Here is a 16,292-nt window from a genome sequence, read left to right as displayed (position 1 = left end):
CATGCCCCTTACCTCAGGATCTACCGGGTGCACGACGAACTCGTTGATCATCTGACGCGGTCCACGCCCCTCAGCCGGGGCGAGGCGCTGCGCGTGGTCCAGGACGTGCTCGCCTACTTCGACGAGACGACCGAGGAGTACGTCCGTCGCCGCCACCGCGAGCTCCAGGCCCAGGGCCTGGTCAACGCGGCGATCTTCGAACGGATCGAGGCGGATCTCAGGTACCGCGCCGTGGCACCGCCGGAGCTCACGCTCCGGCAGCTGCGGCGGATCGTCTACGGCTAGGAATACCCATACATGTGCGGAATCGTCGGATACATCGGTAAGCGGGACGTGGCACCGCTGCTCCTCGAAGGCCTGCAGCGCCTGGAGTACCGCGGCTACGACTCCGCGGGCATCGCCGTCACGTCCCCGAAGGCCGCCGGCCTGAGGACGGTCAAGGCCAAGGGCCGGGTCCGCGACCTGGAGGCCAAGGTGCCCGCCCGCTTCAAGGGCACCACCGGCATAGCCCACACCCGCTGGGCCACCCACGGCGCTCCCTCCGACGTCAACGCCCACCCGCACCTGGACGCCGAGGGCAAGGTCGCCGTCGTCCACAACGGCATCATCGACAACGCCGCCGACCTGCGCCGCAAGCTGGAGGCGGACGGCGTGGAGTTCCTCTCCGAGACCGACACCGAGGTCCTCGTCCACCTCATCGCCCGCTCGCAGGCGGAGAAGCTGGAGGACAAGGTCCGCGAGACCCTCCGGCTCATCGAGGGCACGTACGGCATCGCCGTGCTGCACGCCGACTTCCCCGACCGGATCGTCGTCGCCCGCAACGGCTCCCCGGTCGTGCTCGGCATCGGCGAGAAGGAGATGTTCGTCGCCTCCGACATCGCCGCCCTGGTCGCCCACACGCGCCAGATCGTCACCCTCGACGACGGCGAGATGGCCACCCTCAAGGCGGACGACTTCCGCACCTACACCACCGAGGGCACCCGCACCACGTCCGAGCCGACCACCGTGGAGTGGGAGGCGGCCTCCTACGACATGGGCGGCCACGACACCTACATGCACAAGGAGATCCACGAGCAGGCCGACGCCGTGGACCGCGTGCTGCGCGGCCGCATCGACGACCGCTTCTCCACCGTGCACCTCGGCGGCCTGAACCTGGACGCCCGCGAGGCGCGCCGGATCCGCCGGGTGAAGATCCTCGGCTGCGGCACCTCGTACCACGCGGGCATGATCGGCGCCCAGATGATCGAGGAGCTGGCCCGCATCCCCGCCGACGCCGAGCCGGCCTCCGAGTTCCGCTACCGCAACGCCGTCGTCGACCCCGACACCCTCTACATCGCGGTCTCCCAGTCCGGTGAGACGTACGACGTGCTGGCGGCCGTGCAGGAGCTCAAGCGCAAGGGCGCCCGGGTGCTGGGCGTGGTCAACGTGGTCGGCTCCGCGATCGCCCGCGAGGCGGACGGCGGCATCTACGTCCACGCCGGCCCGGAGGTCTGCGTGGTGTCCACCAAGTGCTTCACCAACACCACCGTCGCCTTCGCCCTGCTCGCCCTGCACCTGGGCCGCACCCGCGACCTGTCCGTGCGGGACGGCAAGCGGATCATCGAGGGCCTGCGCAGGCTGCCGGGGCAGATCGCCGAGATCCTGGAGCAGGAGGAGGAGATCAGGAAGCTGGCCCTGCAGTACGCCGAGGCCCGCTCGATGCTCTTCATCGGCCGCGTGCGGGGCTACCCGGTGGCCCGCGAGGCCTCCCTGAAGCTCAAGGAGGTCTCGTACATCCACGCCGAGGCCTACCCGGCCTCCGAGCTCAAGCACGGCCCGCTGGCACTGATCGAGCCCGCCCTGCCGACGGTCGCGATCGTCCCGGACGACGACCTGCTGGAGAAGAACCGCGCGGCCATGGAGGAGATCAAGGCCCGTCAGGGCCGGATCCTGGCCGTCGCCCACCAGGAGCAGGAGAAGGCCGACCACACCGTCGTCGTCCCGAAGAACGAGGACGAGCTCGACCCGATCCTCATGGGCATCCCGCTGCAACTCCTCGCGTACCACACGGCCCTGGCCCTGGGCCGGGACATCGACAAGCCGCGGAACCTGGCGAAGTCCGTGACGGTGGAGTAACGCGGGCCGGAAGGAGCGGACCCCCGCGTGTCACCACCGGACACGCGGGGGTCCGCTCCGCCGTGCCGGGGCCGCCCGCGCCCCGCGGCCGGTGCGCGAGCACCGCGGGTCCCTCCCCCGCGTGGGCGCGGTGACACGGGGACGCGGGGACCGGCCCGGCCTCGTCACGCCCAGGAGGGCGGGCGGGTCACGGAATGACGACGACGGGCCGCTGCGCCCGCTTGGCCAGCCGCCCGGCGACGGAGCCGAAGATCCGGCCGGCGATGCCGTGCGTGGAGCCGACGACGATCGCGTCGGCCTCGTACTCCCGGCCCACCTCTTCGAGTTCGTGGCAGATGTCACCGCCGCGCTCGACCAGGATCCAGGGCACCTCGGCGAGGTAGTCCGCGCACGCGAGCTCCAGTCCCAGCACCTCGGTGCGGTGGTCGGGGACGTCGACGAAGACCGGCGGCTCGCAGCCGGCCCACACCGTGGTGGGCAGCCGGTTGGCGACGTGGACGATGATCAGGCCCGAACCGGAGCGCTGTGCCATGCCGATGGCGTACGCGAGGGCGCGTTCACTGGAGGTGGAGCCGTCGAAGCCGACGACCACGCCGTGCCTGAAGGCGGGGTCGCACGCGTGGCGCGGCTCTTCCGCCGCCAGGGGATCGGCCGCCGTCGGGTCGGCGACCGGCCGCTTGCGGTCCGCGGGTTCGAAGAATTCGTGACCGGCCATGGCTGTCTCGGCGTTGTGATCCTTGTCGGGTGGGACGACCGGGTGCGGCGGAGCCGTGTCCGGGAATCATCTTCCCGACCCCATACCCCCAAGGGTACGGCGGCACGCCTCCTTCGCCCAGGGCCCGCGCGCCCACCGCGCGGGTTCCCCGGAGCATGCACGAGGGGGCGCCCGCAACGCAATGGTTGCTGCGCCGTACAGCGGTTCGCGCGGGATCCGCCCCTCCCCGGCAGGGAGGCAGCGACCTGCGGGCGGACGGTGACCGACGGTCCGGCCGCGCGTTGAACCCCGTGAGCCACGCCACAGGGAGCACGCATGTCCGGACCCCGCCCGGCCCCGGGGCCGGCCGCGCGGCCCCACCGTCCCGGGGCACCGCGACCGGCGTGATCCGCCGGGCGGCCTCCGGCTGCCTCCTCGTGCCGGCCGCGCTGCTCCGGTGCGGCGCGTCCCCGGCCGGCGCCGCCGGCACGGCCCCCGGTCTCGCGGCCGTCACGGGCGCCTGCCGCGTCCTGCTGCGCCGCTCCGCGCACGGCGGAGGAGATACACCGGTCAGCTGACCGGTTTCCGCGCCCACGCCCGTATCTTTTCAGCCAACTTCTGATTCCTGTCCCTCACCCTCGGGAAGCACCCCCCAACCCCCGTTCGACCTGCACGGAAAGGGCCTCGGGGGCCCTGCGCACCCTACGGGGATTGGCCACCGCGACGAGGCGCACTTCTCCGCCCCCTCCCCGAGCGCAACGCTTCGTGATCGAATGCTTCACGCCAAGTTGCCAAGTCGACAATGTGCCGAGTGCCGAACCGGCCACCTCGGCACGACGGGACACAGTAGATTCGATCTTGACTGTCTACGGCGGGGGACTCGTGCAGGACCGAGGGGAAACGTGCAGGAGCGACACAACCGAGGAGCCGCGACCACCGAGGGGGGCTTAGCAGTATGAGCCACGACTCCACTGCCGCGCCGGAGGGCGCAGTCCGGAAACTGTCCGGGCGACGCCGCAAGGAGATCGTCGCGGTGCTGCTGTTCAGCGGCGGCCCCATCTTCGAGAGTTCCATACCGCTGTCGGTGTTCGGGATCGACCGCCAGGACGCCGGCGTGCCGCGCTACCGCCTGCTGGTGTGTGCCGGCGAGGAAGGCCCGCTGCGGACCACGGGGGCCTGGAACTCACCGCACCGCATGGCCTGGAAGCGATCTCGCGCGCGGGCACGGTCGTCGTGCCGGCCTGGCGCTCGATCACTTCGCCACCGCCGGAGGAGGCGCTCGACGCGCTGCGCCGGGCCCACGAGGAGGGCGCCCGCATCGTCGGGCTGTGCACGGGCGCCTTCGTCCTCGCGGCGGCGGGCCTGCTGGACGGCCGTCCCGCGACCACACACTGGATGTACGCGCCGACGCTGGCCAAGCGCTACCCGTCGGTGCACGTCGATCCACGGGAACTCTTCGTCGACGACGGAGACGTACTGACGTCGGCGGGCACGGCGGCCGGGATCGACCTGTGCCTGCACATCGTGCGCACGGACCACGGCAACGAGGCGGCCGGCGCGCTCGCCCGCCGCCTGGTGGTCCCGCCGCGCCGCAGCGGAGGCCAGGAGCGCTATCTCGACAGGTCTTTACCCGAGGAGATCGGCGCCGACCCGCTCGCCGAGGTCGTCGCCTGGGCGCTGGAGCACCTCCACGAGCAGTTCGACGTGGAGACGCTGGCGGCCCGCGCGTACATGAGCCGGCGTACGTTCGACCGCCGGTTCCGCTCGCTCACCGGGAGCGCGCCGCTGCAGTGGCTGATCACGCAGCGGGTGCTGCAGGCGCAGCGGCTGCTGGAGACGTCGGACTACTCGGTGGACGAGGTGGCGGGCCGCTGCGGCTTCCGCTCGCCGGTGGCGCTGCGCGGGCACTTCCGGCGCCAGCTGGGTTCGTCCCCGGCCGCGTACCGGGCCGCCTACCGGGCCCGGCGCCCGCAGGGCGAGCGCGCGCCGGACACCGACGGGTCCCCGACCCCGCCGCCGTCCGGCGCGCAGGGCCACGCCGGCCAGCCCGCCCACGCCGGCCAGCCGGGGCAGTCACCCGCCGCCCCGCACCCGGAAAGTCCGGTTCCGCTCCAGTCCCGCCGCACGGCGGCCGCGAGCGCCGTCGGATCGCCGGCCGCCCTGTCCGCCCCGGCGCCGTCCGAGAACGGACGCGAGGCGTACGCGGGAAGCCGGGCGAGCCTGCCGGGGCAGCGCAGCGCGACCTGAGCCGGCCCGCCGCGCGGACACCACCGGGCCCGTGAGGGGAGTCCCCCCACGGGCCCGGTGCCGTGCGCGGCCGCCGGTCACCGCACGGGCGGCTCACCTCGCACCGCGCGCGCCGTATGGTGAGACACATGAACGATCGCATGGTGTGGATCGACTGCGAGATGACCGGCCTCTCGCTGTCGGACGACGCGCTCATCGAGGTGGCCGCCCTCGTCACCGACTCCGAGCTGAACGTGCTCGGCGAGGGTGTGGACATCGTCATCCGCCCGCCGGAGCGGGCGCTGGAGACGATGCCGGAGGTGGTGCGTCAGATGCACACCGCGTCCGGGCTGCTCGCGGAGCTCCCGAACGGCACGACCCTGCAGGACGCCGAGGAGCAGGTCCTGGCGTACGTGAGGGAGTACGTCAAGGAGCCCGGCAAGGCCCCGCTGTGCGGCAACTCGGTCGGCACCGACCGCGGCTTCCTGCTGCGGGACATGCCCACCCTGGAGAGCTACCTCCACTACCGGATCGTCGACGTCTCCTCCATCAAGGAGCTGGCCCGCCGCTGGTACCCGCGGGCGTACTTCAACAGCCCCGAGAAGAACGGCAACCACCGCGCCCTCGCCGACATCCGCGAGTCCATCGCGGAGCTGCGCTACTACCGCGAGGCCGTCTTCGTCCCGCAGCCCGGCCCCGACTCCGACACCGCCAAGGCGATCGCCGCGAAGCACGTCCTGCCCGCCCAGCAGGCGTGACGGGGCCGTTCGGGGGGGGCGCCGCGAAAGCCGGGCGCGAGCACCCCTTCGGACCCTGTACACTTTTTCTCGGCCGGTCGGGGAGAACACTGATTCCCACGCCGGTCATGGTGGGTGTAGCTCAGCTGGTAGAGCACCTGGTTGTGGTCCAGGATGCCGCGGGTTCGAGTCCCGTCACTCACCCTGAGCAGTCGGCCGGTGACCTTGCGTGAAGGTCACCGGCCGACTGGCGTTCCCGGGGCTCCACGCCCTTGCCGCCGGGGCCGAGGACGGCGCCACAGCGGTGCGGCGCGCCTCCGCGGTGGCCGGCTCCCCCGCCGTGCGGGGAGGTCACCCGTTTGCCGGCCGCTCACGAGGACGTGCGGTGCACCAGTTCCGTGGCCAGCACCACCTGCCGCCGCTCCAGCCCCCGGGACGCCGACGGGCGGCGGTCGGCGATCTCGGCCAGCAGGAGGTCGATCATCCGGCGGCCCATCTCCTCTATGGGCTGGCGGACGCTGGTGAGCGGCGGGTCCATGTGGCGGGCGATGGCGGAGTCGTCGTAGCCGACCAGCGCCACGTCGTCGGGGATGCGGCGGCCCGCCTCGCGCAGCGCCTGGCGGGCGCCGGCCGCGGTCACGTCGGAGGCGGCGAAGACGGCGTCCAGGGCGGGGCGGCGCTGCAGCAGGGCCGCCATCGCCCGGCGACCGCCCTCCTCCGTGAAGTCGCCCGCCTCGATGAGCAGTTCGTCCACCTCGTGGCCCGCGTCGCGCAGGGCGCCGCGGTAGCCGTCGACGCGGCGCTGGGCGCCGTACACGTCGAGGCGGCCGGTGATGTGGGCTATGCGGCGGCGGCCCCGCTGGAGCAGGTGCTCGACGGCCTGGCGGGCGCCGCCGTAGTTGTCCGAGTCCACCGAGGTCAGGGTCTCCGCGGCCGATCTCGGGCCGCTGATCACCGCCGGGATCTCCAGCTGGGACAGCAGGTCGGGCAGCGGGTCGTCGGCGTGCACCGAGACCAGCAGGACGCCGTCCACGCGGTGCGCCGCCAGGTACTGGGCCAGCCTGCGCCGCTCCCGGTCGCTGCCCGCGAAGATCAGCAGCAGCTGCATCTCCGTCTCCGACAGCTCGGACCCGACGCCCCTCAGCATGTCCGAGAAGTACGGCTCCGCGAAGAACCGGGTCTCCGGCTCGGGCACGACCAGGGCGATCGCGTCCGTGCGGTTGGCGGCCAGGGCGCGGGCCGCGGTGTTCGGGACGTAGCCGAGCTCCGCGACCGCCGCTTCGACGGCCGCGCGGGTCGCGTCGCTGACCCGGGGTGAGCCGTTGATCACCCGGGAGACGGTTCCGCGGCCGACGCCCGCACGCGCCGCCACCTCTTCGAGGGTGGGCCGGCCTCCGCCGCGGCCCCGCGCTCCGTGGCCTGCCATGGGCTCCGCCTTCCGTCGTGTGTCACGCTGGCCTGGAATCTAACAGCCCCGTCGGGGGTGGTGACCGTCGCCGGGAGCCGTCCCGTCCGGACCTCCATCCGGGTCCGGGCGGGACGGTTCCCGGATGCCGGACCGGCTGAAACGAGTCAGTCCGGGCCGTGGGCGCACCGCCCCCGGCGTCCAGTTAACAGCCCGATAACTGAACACATCTCGCGGTGTCCGGTCCCTTGACACCCCCGCCGCAACCGGGGACTCTTCAACACATCACCGGTGGGAGCGCTCCCACGGTACCTGACACATACACATCCCGCACGTTCCCCGCCCGAGCCGCAGCGACTGAAGCAAGACAACTAACGGGCCCAACAATGCCGTTGGCCGGGGGGTCGGCACGTCAGGGCAACAGGAGGACGCAATGCGAGCAGCACGCACTCGATCCGCCCGCAAGGCGCTGGCCCTCGCGGCCGTCGCGTCGCTGGGCACCGGGCTGCTGGCCGGCTGTGCCGACGACGGCGGAGACGACGGCTCGTCGTCCGGCGACGGCAAGGGCAAGACCACGATCACGCTCGGCCTGTTCGGCACCATGGGCTTCAAGGAAGCGGGCCTGTACGCCGAGTACGAGAAGCTCAACCCGAACATCAAGATCGCCGAGAACGTCGTCGAGCGGAACGAGAACTACTACCCGTCGCTGCTGAACCACCTGACCACCAACAGCGGCCTGCAGGACGTCCAGGCCGTCGAGGTCGGCAACATCGCCGAGATCGTGAACACCCAGGCCGCCAAGCTGGAGGACCTGTCCAAGGTCTCCGGCGTGAACAAGGGCGACTGGCTGGACTGGAAGTGGCAGCAGGCCACCACCAAGGACGGCCAGACCATCGGCCTGGGCACCGACATCGGCCCGATGGCGATCTGCTACCGCAAGGACATGTTCGAGAAGGCCGGGCTGCCCACCGACCGCGCGGAGGTCGCCAAGCTGTGGGCGGGCGACTGGGCCAAGTTCGTCGACGTCGGTGAGCGCTACCAGAAGAACGGGCCCAAGGGCACCACCTTCCTGGACTCCCCCGGCGGTCTGATCAACGCCATCCTGAGCAGTGAGGAGGAGAAGTTCTACGACGCCTCCGGCAAGGTCGTCTACAAGACCAACCCGGCCGTCCGCAACGCCTTCGACCTGACCGCTGAGGCCGCGGAGAAGGGCCTGGTCGGCGCCCAGACGCAGTTCCAGCCGGCCTGGGACCAGACGATCGCCAACAACAAGTTCGCCGCGATGGCCTGCCCGCCGTGGATGCTCGGCTACATCAAGGGCAAGTCGCAGCCCGACGCCAAGGGCAAGTGGGACGTGGCCGTGGCGCCCAAGTCCGGCAACTGGGGCGGCTCCTTCCTGACCGTGCCCAAGAGCGGCAAGAACGTCGAGGAGGCCAAGAAGCTGGTCGCCTGGCTGACCGCGCCGCAGCAGCAGGCGAAGCTGTTCAAGGTGCAGGGCAGCTTCCCGAGCGCGCAGGCCGCCTACGACAGCCCCGAGGTGACGGGCGCGAAGAACGACATGACCGGGGACGCCCCGATCGGTGAGATCTTCGCCGAGGCCGCGAAGCAGATCCCGGTCCAGGTGATCGGCCCGAAGGACCAGATCATCCAGCAGGGCCTGACGGACAACGGCGTCATCCTCGTCACCAAGGGCAAGTCGGCGGAGGAGGCCTGGAAGACGGCGACGAAGACCATCGACAACAACCTGGACCAGTGACCCGCATGGCCACCCGTCACGACACCGCCGCGCCCCCCGCCAAGGAGGGGGGCGCGGCCCCGGGCCGCCCGCCCGCCGACGCCGCCTTCGAGCAGGAGCAGCGGCGCCGGGCCAAGCTGTCCCGCCGCTGGCAGCGGGACGTGCGCTGGAGCCCGTACACCTTCGTCTCGCCGTTCTTCCTGCTGTTCGTGGCCTTCGGCCTGTTCCCGCTGATCTACACGGGCTGGGCCTCGCTGCACCAGGTGGAGCTGACCGCGCCCACCGACATGAACTGGGTGGGGCTGCGCAACTACACCCGCATCTTCGACGACGACTTCTTCTGGAACGCGGCGAAGAACACCCTGACCATCGGCATCATCTCCACCGTCCCGCAGCTGCTGATGGCGATGGGCATCGCCCACATCCTCAACTACAAGCTGCGCGCCTCGACCTTCTACCGGGTCGCGATGCTCGCGCCGTACGCGACGTCGATCGCGGCGGCCTCGCTGGTGTTCGTGCTGCTCTTCGGGCGCGACTACGGAATGATCAACTGGGCGCTCGACACCGTCGGCATCGACCCGGTGGACTGGCAGAACGACAAGTGGCCCTCGCAGATCGCCGTCTCGTCGATCATCATCTGGCGGTGGACCGGCTACAACGCGCTGATCTACCTGGCCGCGATGCAGGCGATCCCGCAGGACCTGTACGAGTCGGCGGCGCTGGACGGCGCCAGCCGCTGGCAGCAGTTCCTGCACGTGACCCTGCCGTCGCTGCGTCCGACGATCCTGTTCACGACCGTGGTGTCGACGATCGGCGCGAGCCAGGTCTTCGGCGAGCCGCTGCTGTTCGACGCCAACAAGGGCGCCTCCGGCGGCGCGGAGCACCAGTTCCAGACGCTCGGCCTGTACCTGTACGAGCAGGGCTGGGTGAACCAGCACCTGGGCCGCGCCTCGGCGATCGCCTGGACGATGTTCCTGATCCTGATCGTCATCGGCATCGTCAACTACGTCATCTCGCGCCGGCTGCGCGCCAGTAGTTAAGGAGTTGTGGCCGTGACGACGACTGTGACGCCCCCCGAGACCGCACCCGCCCAGCAGACCAGGCGTTCGCGCCTGCCGAAGTCGGCGCGGGCCGGCGGGACCCTGCACGGCGGCCCGATCGCGTACGCGATCCTGATCCTGTTCACGATCGTGTCGCTGTTCCCGCTGGTGTGGACGGCGATCGCCGCCTCCCGCGACAACCAGCGCCTGGCGCAGACCCCGCCGCCGTTCTGGTTCGGCTCCAACCTGTTCAAGAACCTGGAGATCGCCTGGACGGACGCCAACCTCGGCGAGGCGTTCCTCAACACCACGATCGTGGCGGGCATCTCCGCGGCGACCATCGTGGTGCTGTCGACGATCGCCGGGTTCGCCTTCGCCAAGCTGCGCTTCAAGGGCCGCAACGCGCTGATGCTGATCGTCATCGGCACGATGATGGTGCCGCCGCAGCTGAGTGTGATCCCGCTGTACATGATGGTCGCCAAGCTCGACTGGACCGACCAGCTCCAGGCGGTGATCTTCCCGTCGCTGGTGAGCGCGTTCGGTGTGTTCTTCATGCGGCAGTACCTGATCCAGGCGCTGCCGGACGAGATCATCGAGGCCGCCCGGGTCGACGGCGCGAGCAGCTGGCGGGTGGTGTGGCACGTGGTGTTCCCCGCCGCCCGGCCGGCGATGGCCGTGCTCGGCATGCTGATGTTCGTGCAGACCTGGAACGACTTCCTGTGGCCGTTCCTGGTGCTGACCCAGACCGGCAACCCGACCGTGCAGGTCGCGGTCGCGGGTCTGGGCCGCGGCTACACGCCCGACCAGTCCCTGATCATGGCGGGCGCGCTGCTGGGCACGCTGCCGCTGCTGCTGGTCTTCGCGATCTTCGGCAAGCAGATCGTGGGCGGCATCATGCAGGGCGCGGTCAAGGGCTGAGGCCCCGCGCCTCCCCACGTCCCGGGGGCCGGGCCGTCGCCGCCTCGGCCCCCTTCCCTCCCTTCCCGCCCTCCCCCCCATCCCTCCTCCCCTCCTACCCGCCGGTCTCCACGACCTCAAATGGGAGCGCTTCCATGCCTGACTCCGAAAAGCCGGTGACCCCGGCGACGTTTCCTCCCGCCTTCCTCTGGGGCGCCGCGACCTCCGCGTACCAGATCGAGGGAGCGGTGCGGGAGGACGGCCGTACGCCGTCGATCTGGGACACCTTCAGCCACACGCCGGGCAAGACGGCCGGCGGCGAGACCGGTGACATCGCCGTGGACCACTACCACCGCTACCGCGAGGACGTGGCGATGATGGCGGAGCTGGGCCTGAACGCCTACCGCTTCTCCGTCTCCTGGTCCCGGGTGCAGCCGACGGGCCGCGGCCCGGCCGTCCAGAAGGGCCTGGACTTCTACCGCCGTCTGGTCGACGAACTGCTCGCGCACGGCATCAAGCCGGCCCTCACCCTCTACCACTGGGACCTCCCGCAGGAGCTGGAGGACGCGGGCGGCTGGCCCGAGCGCGACACGGCGCACCGGTTCGCCGAGTACGCGCAGCTGGTCGGCGAGGCGCTCGGCGACCGCGTGGAGCAGTGGATCACGCTCAACGAGCCCTGGTGCAGCGCCTTCCTGGGGTACGCCTCCGGGGTGCACGCGCCCGGCCGCACGGACGCCGCGGCCTCGCTCCGGGCCGCCCACCACCTCAACCTCGCGCACGGCCTGGGCGTCTCGGCCCTGCGCTCGGTGATGCCGGCCCGCAACTCGGTGGCGGTGAGCCTCAACTCCTCGGTGGTGCGGCCCCTGTCGCAGGACCCGGCGGACCTCGCGGCGGCCCGCCGGATCGACGACCTGGCCAGCGGCGTCTTCCACGGCCCGATGCTGCGGGGCGCCTACCCCGAGTCGCTGTTCGCGGCGACGGCGTCGGTCACGGACTGGTCGTACGTCCTCGACGGCGACCTGGAGCTGATCAACCAGCCGCTGGACGCGCTGGGCCTCAACTACTACACGCCCACCCTGGTGTCGGCGGCCGACGCGGCGCCGAAGGGGCCGCGGGCGGACGGGCACGGGACGAGCGACCACTCGCCGTGGCCGGCCGCGGACGACGTGCTGTTCCACCAGACGCCGGGCGAGCGCACCGAGATGGGCTGGACCATCGACCCGACGGGCCTGTACGACCTGATCATGCGGTACACGCGGGAGGCCCCGGGCCTGCCGCTGTACATCACGGAGAACGGCGCGGCCTACGACGACAAGGTCGACGACGACGGCCGCGTCCACGACCCCGAGCGCATCTCCTACCTCCACGCCCACCTGTCGGAGGTCCGCCGCGCCCTCACCCACGGCGCGGACGTGCGCGGCTACTTCCTGTGGTCCCTGATGGACAACTTCGAGTGGGCGTACGGCTACGGCAAGCGCTTCGGCGCGGTGTACGTCGACTACGCCACGCTGGAGCGGACCCCGAAGTCCAGCGCCCACTGGTACGCCCGGGCGGCCCGCAGCGGGACGCTGCCGGAGGTGGAGGCCGTCTAGCCACCGGGGGAAACGGGGGGACGGGGCGCGGCGCCCGAGGTGCCGCGCCCCGTGGCCGTCGCGCGGGGCCGGATCCCCGCGCGGTCACGGGCCTACCGGTAGGCCGCGAACGCCTTGGTGAAGGCGAAGGCGTCCTGGAGGACCGAGCTGCAGGTGGCGTCCGCCGCGGGCTTCTCGCCGCCGGGGCACTGCTTGTCGCGGGTGGCGGACCACATCGACAGCCAGCCCAGCCCCTTGGCCTTGGCGAAGTCGACCAGCTGCCTGGCGTCGTCGACCTTGAAGATCTCGGACGTGACGTCGTTGACGCCGATCATGGGGGTGACGGCGACCGTCTTCCAGGCGGCGCTGTCGGACAGCCCGAGGACGCCCTTGACCTGGGCCTGGGTGGCGGTGGCGGCCTGCTCGGCGTAGGTGCCCATGTCACCGCTGTAGGCGGGGCCGTAGTCCATCGCCATGATGTTGACGGCGTCGATCCTCACGCCGTTCTTCTTCGCGTCCGCCAGCAGGTTGACGCCGTCCTGGGTCAGGCCCTCCGGCATGACCGGGAGGGTGAAGGAGACGTCGAGGCCGGGGTGCTGCTGCTGGAGCTTGGCGATGGCCTGCGCGCGGCGGGTGTTGGCCGCCGCGTTCGGCAGCGCGCCGCCCTCCACGTCGAAGTCGACCTTGGTCAGCTTGTACGCGTCCACGACCTTGCCGTACGCCGCCGCCAGCGCGTCCGCCGACGAGCACGTCGTGCCCAGCTCGGAGCCGGCCGCGCCGCCGAAGGAGACGCGGACGTCGCCGCCCTTGGCGCGCAGGGCGCCTATCTGGGCGGCCACCGCGTCGTTCGCCAGGTCGGTCACACCGCCCCACTTGGGCGTGCAGCCGCCGCCGTCCGTGACGAAGGCCAGGTTGTACTGCTTCACGCCGGTCGCCTCCGCGCTCGCGACCAGGTCGAAGGCCGGGTAGAGGGAGGTGTCGACGTACGGGGCGAAGCCGGCGGTGGCGGGGGTGCCGCTGCCGGTGGTCTCGGAGGGCTTCGCGGTGGGGGCGGGGCTCTGCGAGGGCTGCTGCGTGGCCGGCGCGGTCGGGGTCGGCGCGTCGGTGGGGCGGCCGGAGGGCTCGGGGACCGGGCCGCCGTCCGCGGAGCACGCCTCGCCGTCGATGCGGCAGCCGGCCGGGGCGCCGCTGCCGGTGACGACGAATCCGACGGTGACCGACTCGCCGGCGGCCAGCCCGTCCGTGTCCCACTTCGGCGGCTTCACGGTGACGTGCCGCCCGCTGACGTCCGACGTGCCGTTCCACACCGAGCCGAGCGTCGATCCGGACGGCAGGTCGAACTCCAGCGTCCAGTCGCTCTTGGTCTGCCCGCTGTTGTTGGTGACGACGTACTGCGCGGTGTACCCCGTGCCCCAGTCACTGGTCTTCGTGTACGCCGCGCCGATCCCGGCCGCCTGAGCGGTACCGGTGACCAGGAGCGCGCCGCCGCCGGCCACGGCCGTGGCCACGACGGCGCCGATCACCTTGTTTCTCCCGCTCACCTTGCGCCGGTGCGTGCTCATCGCGTGCCTGCCTTCGTCGTTCGGGGGTTTCGGGGGGTGCGGCAGCACGCTAGCGACGCCGATCCAGGCAAAGCGCCTGATCCGGGCGGGCACCGGTGATCTTAGGGTGCGCTTAAGGAAGGGATCGGGACCGATTAAAGGTGGGGACCAGCACCGGCCGCCGCCGGCGCCGTACGGCTCCCCGGTGCCCCTTGCGCACCGGCTTGCGCCCGTCCAGCTGGATCCACACCCGCACCTCGGTCCCGCCGAGCACCGACGACCCGATCCGCACGTCCCCGCCGGTCGACTCCGCGAGCCTGCGCACGATGTCCAGGCCGAGTCCGGTCGACCCGTCGGTGCCCGAGCCCCGGCCGCGCGCCATCGCCGCCTCCGGGTCGGATATGCCGGGGCCCGCGTCGGACACCAGCACGATCACCGCGTCCTCGCCGTTGTGCACGTCGACCGCGAAGGCCGTGCCCTCGGGCGTGTGGCGGAAGACGTTGCCGAGCAGCGCGTCGAGCGCGGCGGCCAGGTCGGCGCGGGCCACGGGGATGCGCACCGGCCGGTCGGCCCCGGCCACCCGCCACTTGCGGCCCTCGTCCTCCGCGAGCGCCGACCAGAACGCCATCCGTTCGCGCACCACCTCGGCCGCGTCGCACCCGGCGCCGGGGCCGGCCGCGGCCGTCTGCGGCTTGGCCTCCCGGGCGGTGCGGATGATCGTGTCGACCTCGCGCTCGAGCTGCTCGACCGCGGTCCGCGTCTGCTCGGCGGCCGGCCCGTCCCCGAGCGAGGCGGCGTTCAGCCGCAGCACGGTCAGGGGCGTACGCAGCCGGTGCGACAGATCGGCCGCCAGTTCCCGCTCGTTCGCCAGCAGTTGCACCACCTGGTCGGCCATGGAGTTGAACGCCACGGCCGCCAGCCGCAGTTCGGTCGGGCCCTCCTCCGGGACGCGGGCGCCCAGCTTGCCCTCCCCCAGCTCGTGCGCCCCCTCGACCAGGCGCTGCGCGGGCCGCACCATCCGCACGCCCAGCCGGTCGGCCACCGCCACCGAGCCGACGACGAGCGCGGCACCGACGGCGGCGAGCACCGCCCAGGCCGTGCCGACGCCGTTGGTGACCTCGGACTCGGGCACGTACACCTCGACGACGGCGATGCCGGAGCCCAGCGCCACCGGCTGGAGCAGCGTGGAACCGCCGGGCACCATGCTGGTGGAGGCCCGGCCCAGCTCCCGTACGGCCGCGATGTCCTCGTCGGCGGCCCGCTGGCGCCCCAGGTCGAAGGCGGCCTCGCCGTCGCCCGCCGGTATGTGCACGGCCATGTCGGCGTCGGAGCCGGCCGAGGCGACGACGCGTTCGAGCTGGTCGCGGTCGGTGGTGATGGACAGGGCCGGGGCGAGGGCCGCGGCCTGGCGTTCGGCGCTGGAGAAGGCGCGGTCGCGGGCCATCTCCCGGATGACGAGTCCGAGCGGCACCGCGAAGGCGACCACCACCATGGTGGTCACCGCCAGCGACACCTTCACCAGGGCCCACCTCATCGCGGCGGCTCCGCTCCGGAGAACTCCGGGGCGGGCGGCTCGAGTTTCACGCCGACGCCCCGCAGGGTGTGCAGATAACGGGGGTTGGCGGCCGTCTCCCCCAGCTTCCGGCGCAGCCAGGACAGATGGACGTCTATGGTCTGGTCGTCGCCGTACGACTGCTGCCACACCTCGGCGAGCAGCTCCCGGCGGGGCACGACGACTCCGGGCCGGCGCGCCAGGAAGGCGAGCAGGTCGAACTCGCGCCGGGTCAGGTCGAGCCGTACGCCGTCCAGTTCGGCCTGGCGGCGCAGCGGGTCGACGGTCAGGCCGCCGACGCGCAGCACGCTCGACGGCTGGGCGTCGGGGGCGCCGGACCGGGCCCGCCGCAGCACGGCCGCCATGCGCGCCGACAGGTGTTCGACCGAGAACGGCTTGGTGAGGTAGTCGTCGGCCCCGGCGTTCAGCAGCCGGACGACTTCCGTCTCGTCGTCCCGGGCGGTGGCGACGATCACCGGTACGTCCGTGATGCCGCGCAGCATCTTCAAGGCCTCGGACCCGTCGAGATCGGGCAGTCCGAGGTCCAAAATCACCACGTCGAAGCGGAGATGGGCGACCTCGCGCAGCGCCTCCAGCGCCGTCCCGACGCTGCGCACGGTGTGCGAGGCGTCGGTCAGGTGCCGGATGAGCGCCGAGCGCACGAACTGGTCGTCCTCGACCACGAGCACACTTGCCATGCGCCGCACCGTACGCCATTCGGCGGACCCCGGCGCGAGCCTGTGGACAACTTCCGGTGGGCGACACCCGTGGGACGCGTG

At 71.9% G+C, this 16,292-nt stretch carries 12 protein-coding genes, 1 tRNA gene and 1 pseudogene; 9 read left to right on the top strand and 5 right to left on the bottom strand.

Annotated elements, in window-relative coordinates; translation table 11 throughout:
- Positions 1-27: 27 nt before the first annotated feature.
- A complete protein-coding gene (locus AB0L29_RS10665) occupies positions 28-285 on the top strand; it encodes a hypothetical protein (protein ID WP_365825609.1) in 258 nt (85 codons plus the stop codon).
- Between the two features lie 12 nt (positions 286-297).
- The gene (gene glmS / locus AB0L29_RS10660) at positions 298-2,115 is read left to right on the top strand and encodes a glutamine--fructose-6-phosphate transaminase (isomerizing) (protein ID WP_365825479.1); all 1,818 of its coding nucleotides are present in this window, start codon (positions 298-300) and stop codon (positions 2,113-2,115) included.
- 187 nt (positions 2,116-2,302) lie between these two features.
- On the opposite strand, the gene AB0L29_RS10655 is transcribed toward glmS, so the two are convergent.
- Positions 2,303-2,830, bottom strand: a complete 528-nt coding sequence (locus tag AB0L29_RS10655) for a universal stress protein (RefSeq protein ID WP_365825477.1) — start codon at positions 2,828-2,830, stop codon at positions 2,303-2,305.
- A 934-nt stretch (positions 2,831-3,764) separates the two neighbouring features.
- Here AB0L29_RS10655 and AB0L29_RS10650 point away from each other — a divergent pair.
- The 3 genes and pseudogenes from AB0L29_RS10650 (at position 3,765) to AB0L29_RS10640 (ending at position 5,976) form a co-directional block, all read left to right on the top strand.
- A pseudogene (locus tag AB0L29_RS10650) lies at positions 3,765-5,056 on the top strand (helix-turn-helix domain-containing protein).
- Between the two features lie 128 nt (positions 5,057-5,184).
- Entirely contained in the window at positions 5,185-5,793 is a 609-nt protein-coding gene (orn, locus tag AB0L29_RS10645; protein WP_365825475.1) for an oligoribonuclease, read from the top strand.
- A 110-nt stretch (positions 5,794-5,903) separates the two neighbouring features.
- Positions 5,904-5,976 (top strand) — tRNA-His (locus AB0L29_RS10640).
- A gap of 166 nt (positions 5,977-6,142) precedes the next feature.
- Here the strand turns inward: AB0L29_RS10640 and AB0L29_RS10635 are convergent.
- Entirely contained in the window at positions 6,143-7,198 is a 1,056-nt protein-coding gene (locus AB0L29_RS10635) for a LacI family DNA-binding transcriptional regulator (protein ID WP_365825473.1), read from the bottom strand.
- Positions 7,199-7,610: 412 nt separating this feature from the next.
- Between AB0L29_RS10635 and AB0L29_RS10630 the strand changes: the two genes are divergently transcribed.
- The 4 genes from AB0L29_RS10630 to AB0L29_RS10615 all read left to right on the top strand — a co-directional run bounded on the left by AB0L29_RS10630 (position 7,611) and on the right by AB0L29_RS10615 (position 12,441).
- A complete protein-coding gene (locus AB0L29_RS10630) occupies positions 7,611-8,933 on the top strand; it encodes an extracellular solute-binding protein (RefSeq protein WP_365825471.1) in 1,323 nt (440 codons plus the stop codon).
- 5 nt (positions 8,934-8,938) lie between these two features.
- Positions 8,939-9,952, top strand: a complete 1,014-nt coding sequence (locus tag AB0L29_RS10625) for a sugar ABC transporter permease (RefSeq protein WP_365825607.1) — start codon at positions 8,939-8,941, stop codon at positions 9,950-9,952.
- A gap of 12 nt (positions 9,953-9,964) precedes the next feature.
- Positions 9,965-10,870: a carbohydrate ABC transporter permease gene (locus AB0L29_RS10620; RefSeq protein WP_365825469.1), complete on the top strand. Its 906-nt coding sequence runs from the start codon at positions 9,965-9,967 to the stop codon at positions 10,868-10,870.
- Positions 10,871-11,004: 134 nt separating this feature from the next.
- Positions 11,005-12,441, top strand: a complete 1,437-nt coding sequence (locus AB0L29_RS10615) for a GH1 family beta-glucosidase (RefSeq protein WP_365825467.1) — start codon at positions 11,005-11,007, stop codon at positions 12,439-12,441.
- Between the two features lie 92 nt (positions 12,442-12,533).
- Here AB0L29_RS10615 and AB0L29_RS10610 read toward each other — a convergent pair whose 3' ends face one another.
- The 3 genes from AB0L29_RS10610 to AB0L29_RS10600 all read right to left on the bottom strand — a co-directional run bounded on the left by AB0L29_RS10610 (position 12,534) and on the right by AB0L29_RS10600 (position 16,211).
- Positions 12,534-13,982, bottom strand: a complete 1,449-nt coding sequence (locus tag AB0L29_RS10610) for a cellulose binding domain-containing protein (protein ID WP_365825465.1) — start codon at positions 13,980-13,982, stop codon at positions 12,534-12,536.
- A gap of 112 nt (positions 13,983-14,094) precedes the next feature.
- The gene (locus AB0L29_RS10605; protein WP_365825463.1) at positions 14,095-15,495 is read right to left on the bottom strand and encodes a HAMP domain-containing sensor histidine kinase; all 1,401 of its coding nucleotides are present in this window, start codon (positions 15,493-15,495) and stop codon (positions 14,095-14,097) included.
- Positions 15,492-16,211 (bottom strand): response regulator transcription factor, encoded by a 720-nt coding sequence (locus AB0L29_RS10600; protein ID WP_365825461.1) that lies wholly within the window; start codon positions 16,209-16,211, stop codon positions 15,492-15,494. Before AB0L29_RS10600 ends, AB0L29_RS10605 begins: the two co-directional genes overlap by 4 nt.
- Between the last annotated feature and the right edge of the window lie 81 nt (positions 16,212-16,292).

Source organism: Streptomyces sp. NPDC052701 (assembly GCF_040678355.1).
Lineage (GTDB): Bacteria > Actinomycetota > Actinomycetes > Streptomycetales > Streptomycetaceae > Streptomyces.
The sequence above is the reverse complement of the archived record's forward strand: the minus strand, read 5'-3'. Positions and strand labels throughout refer to the sequence as shown.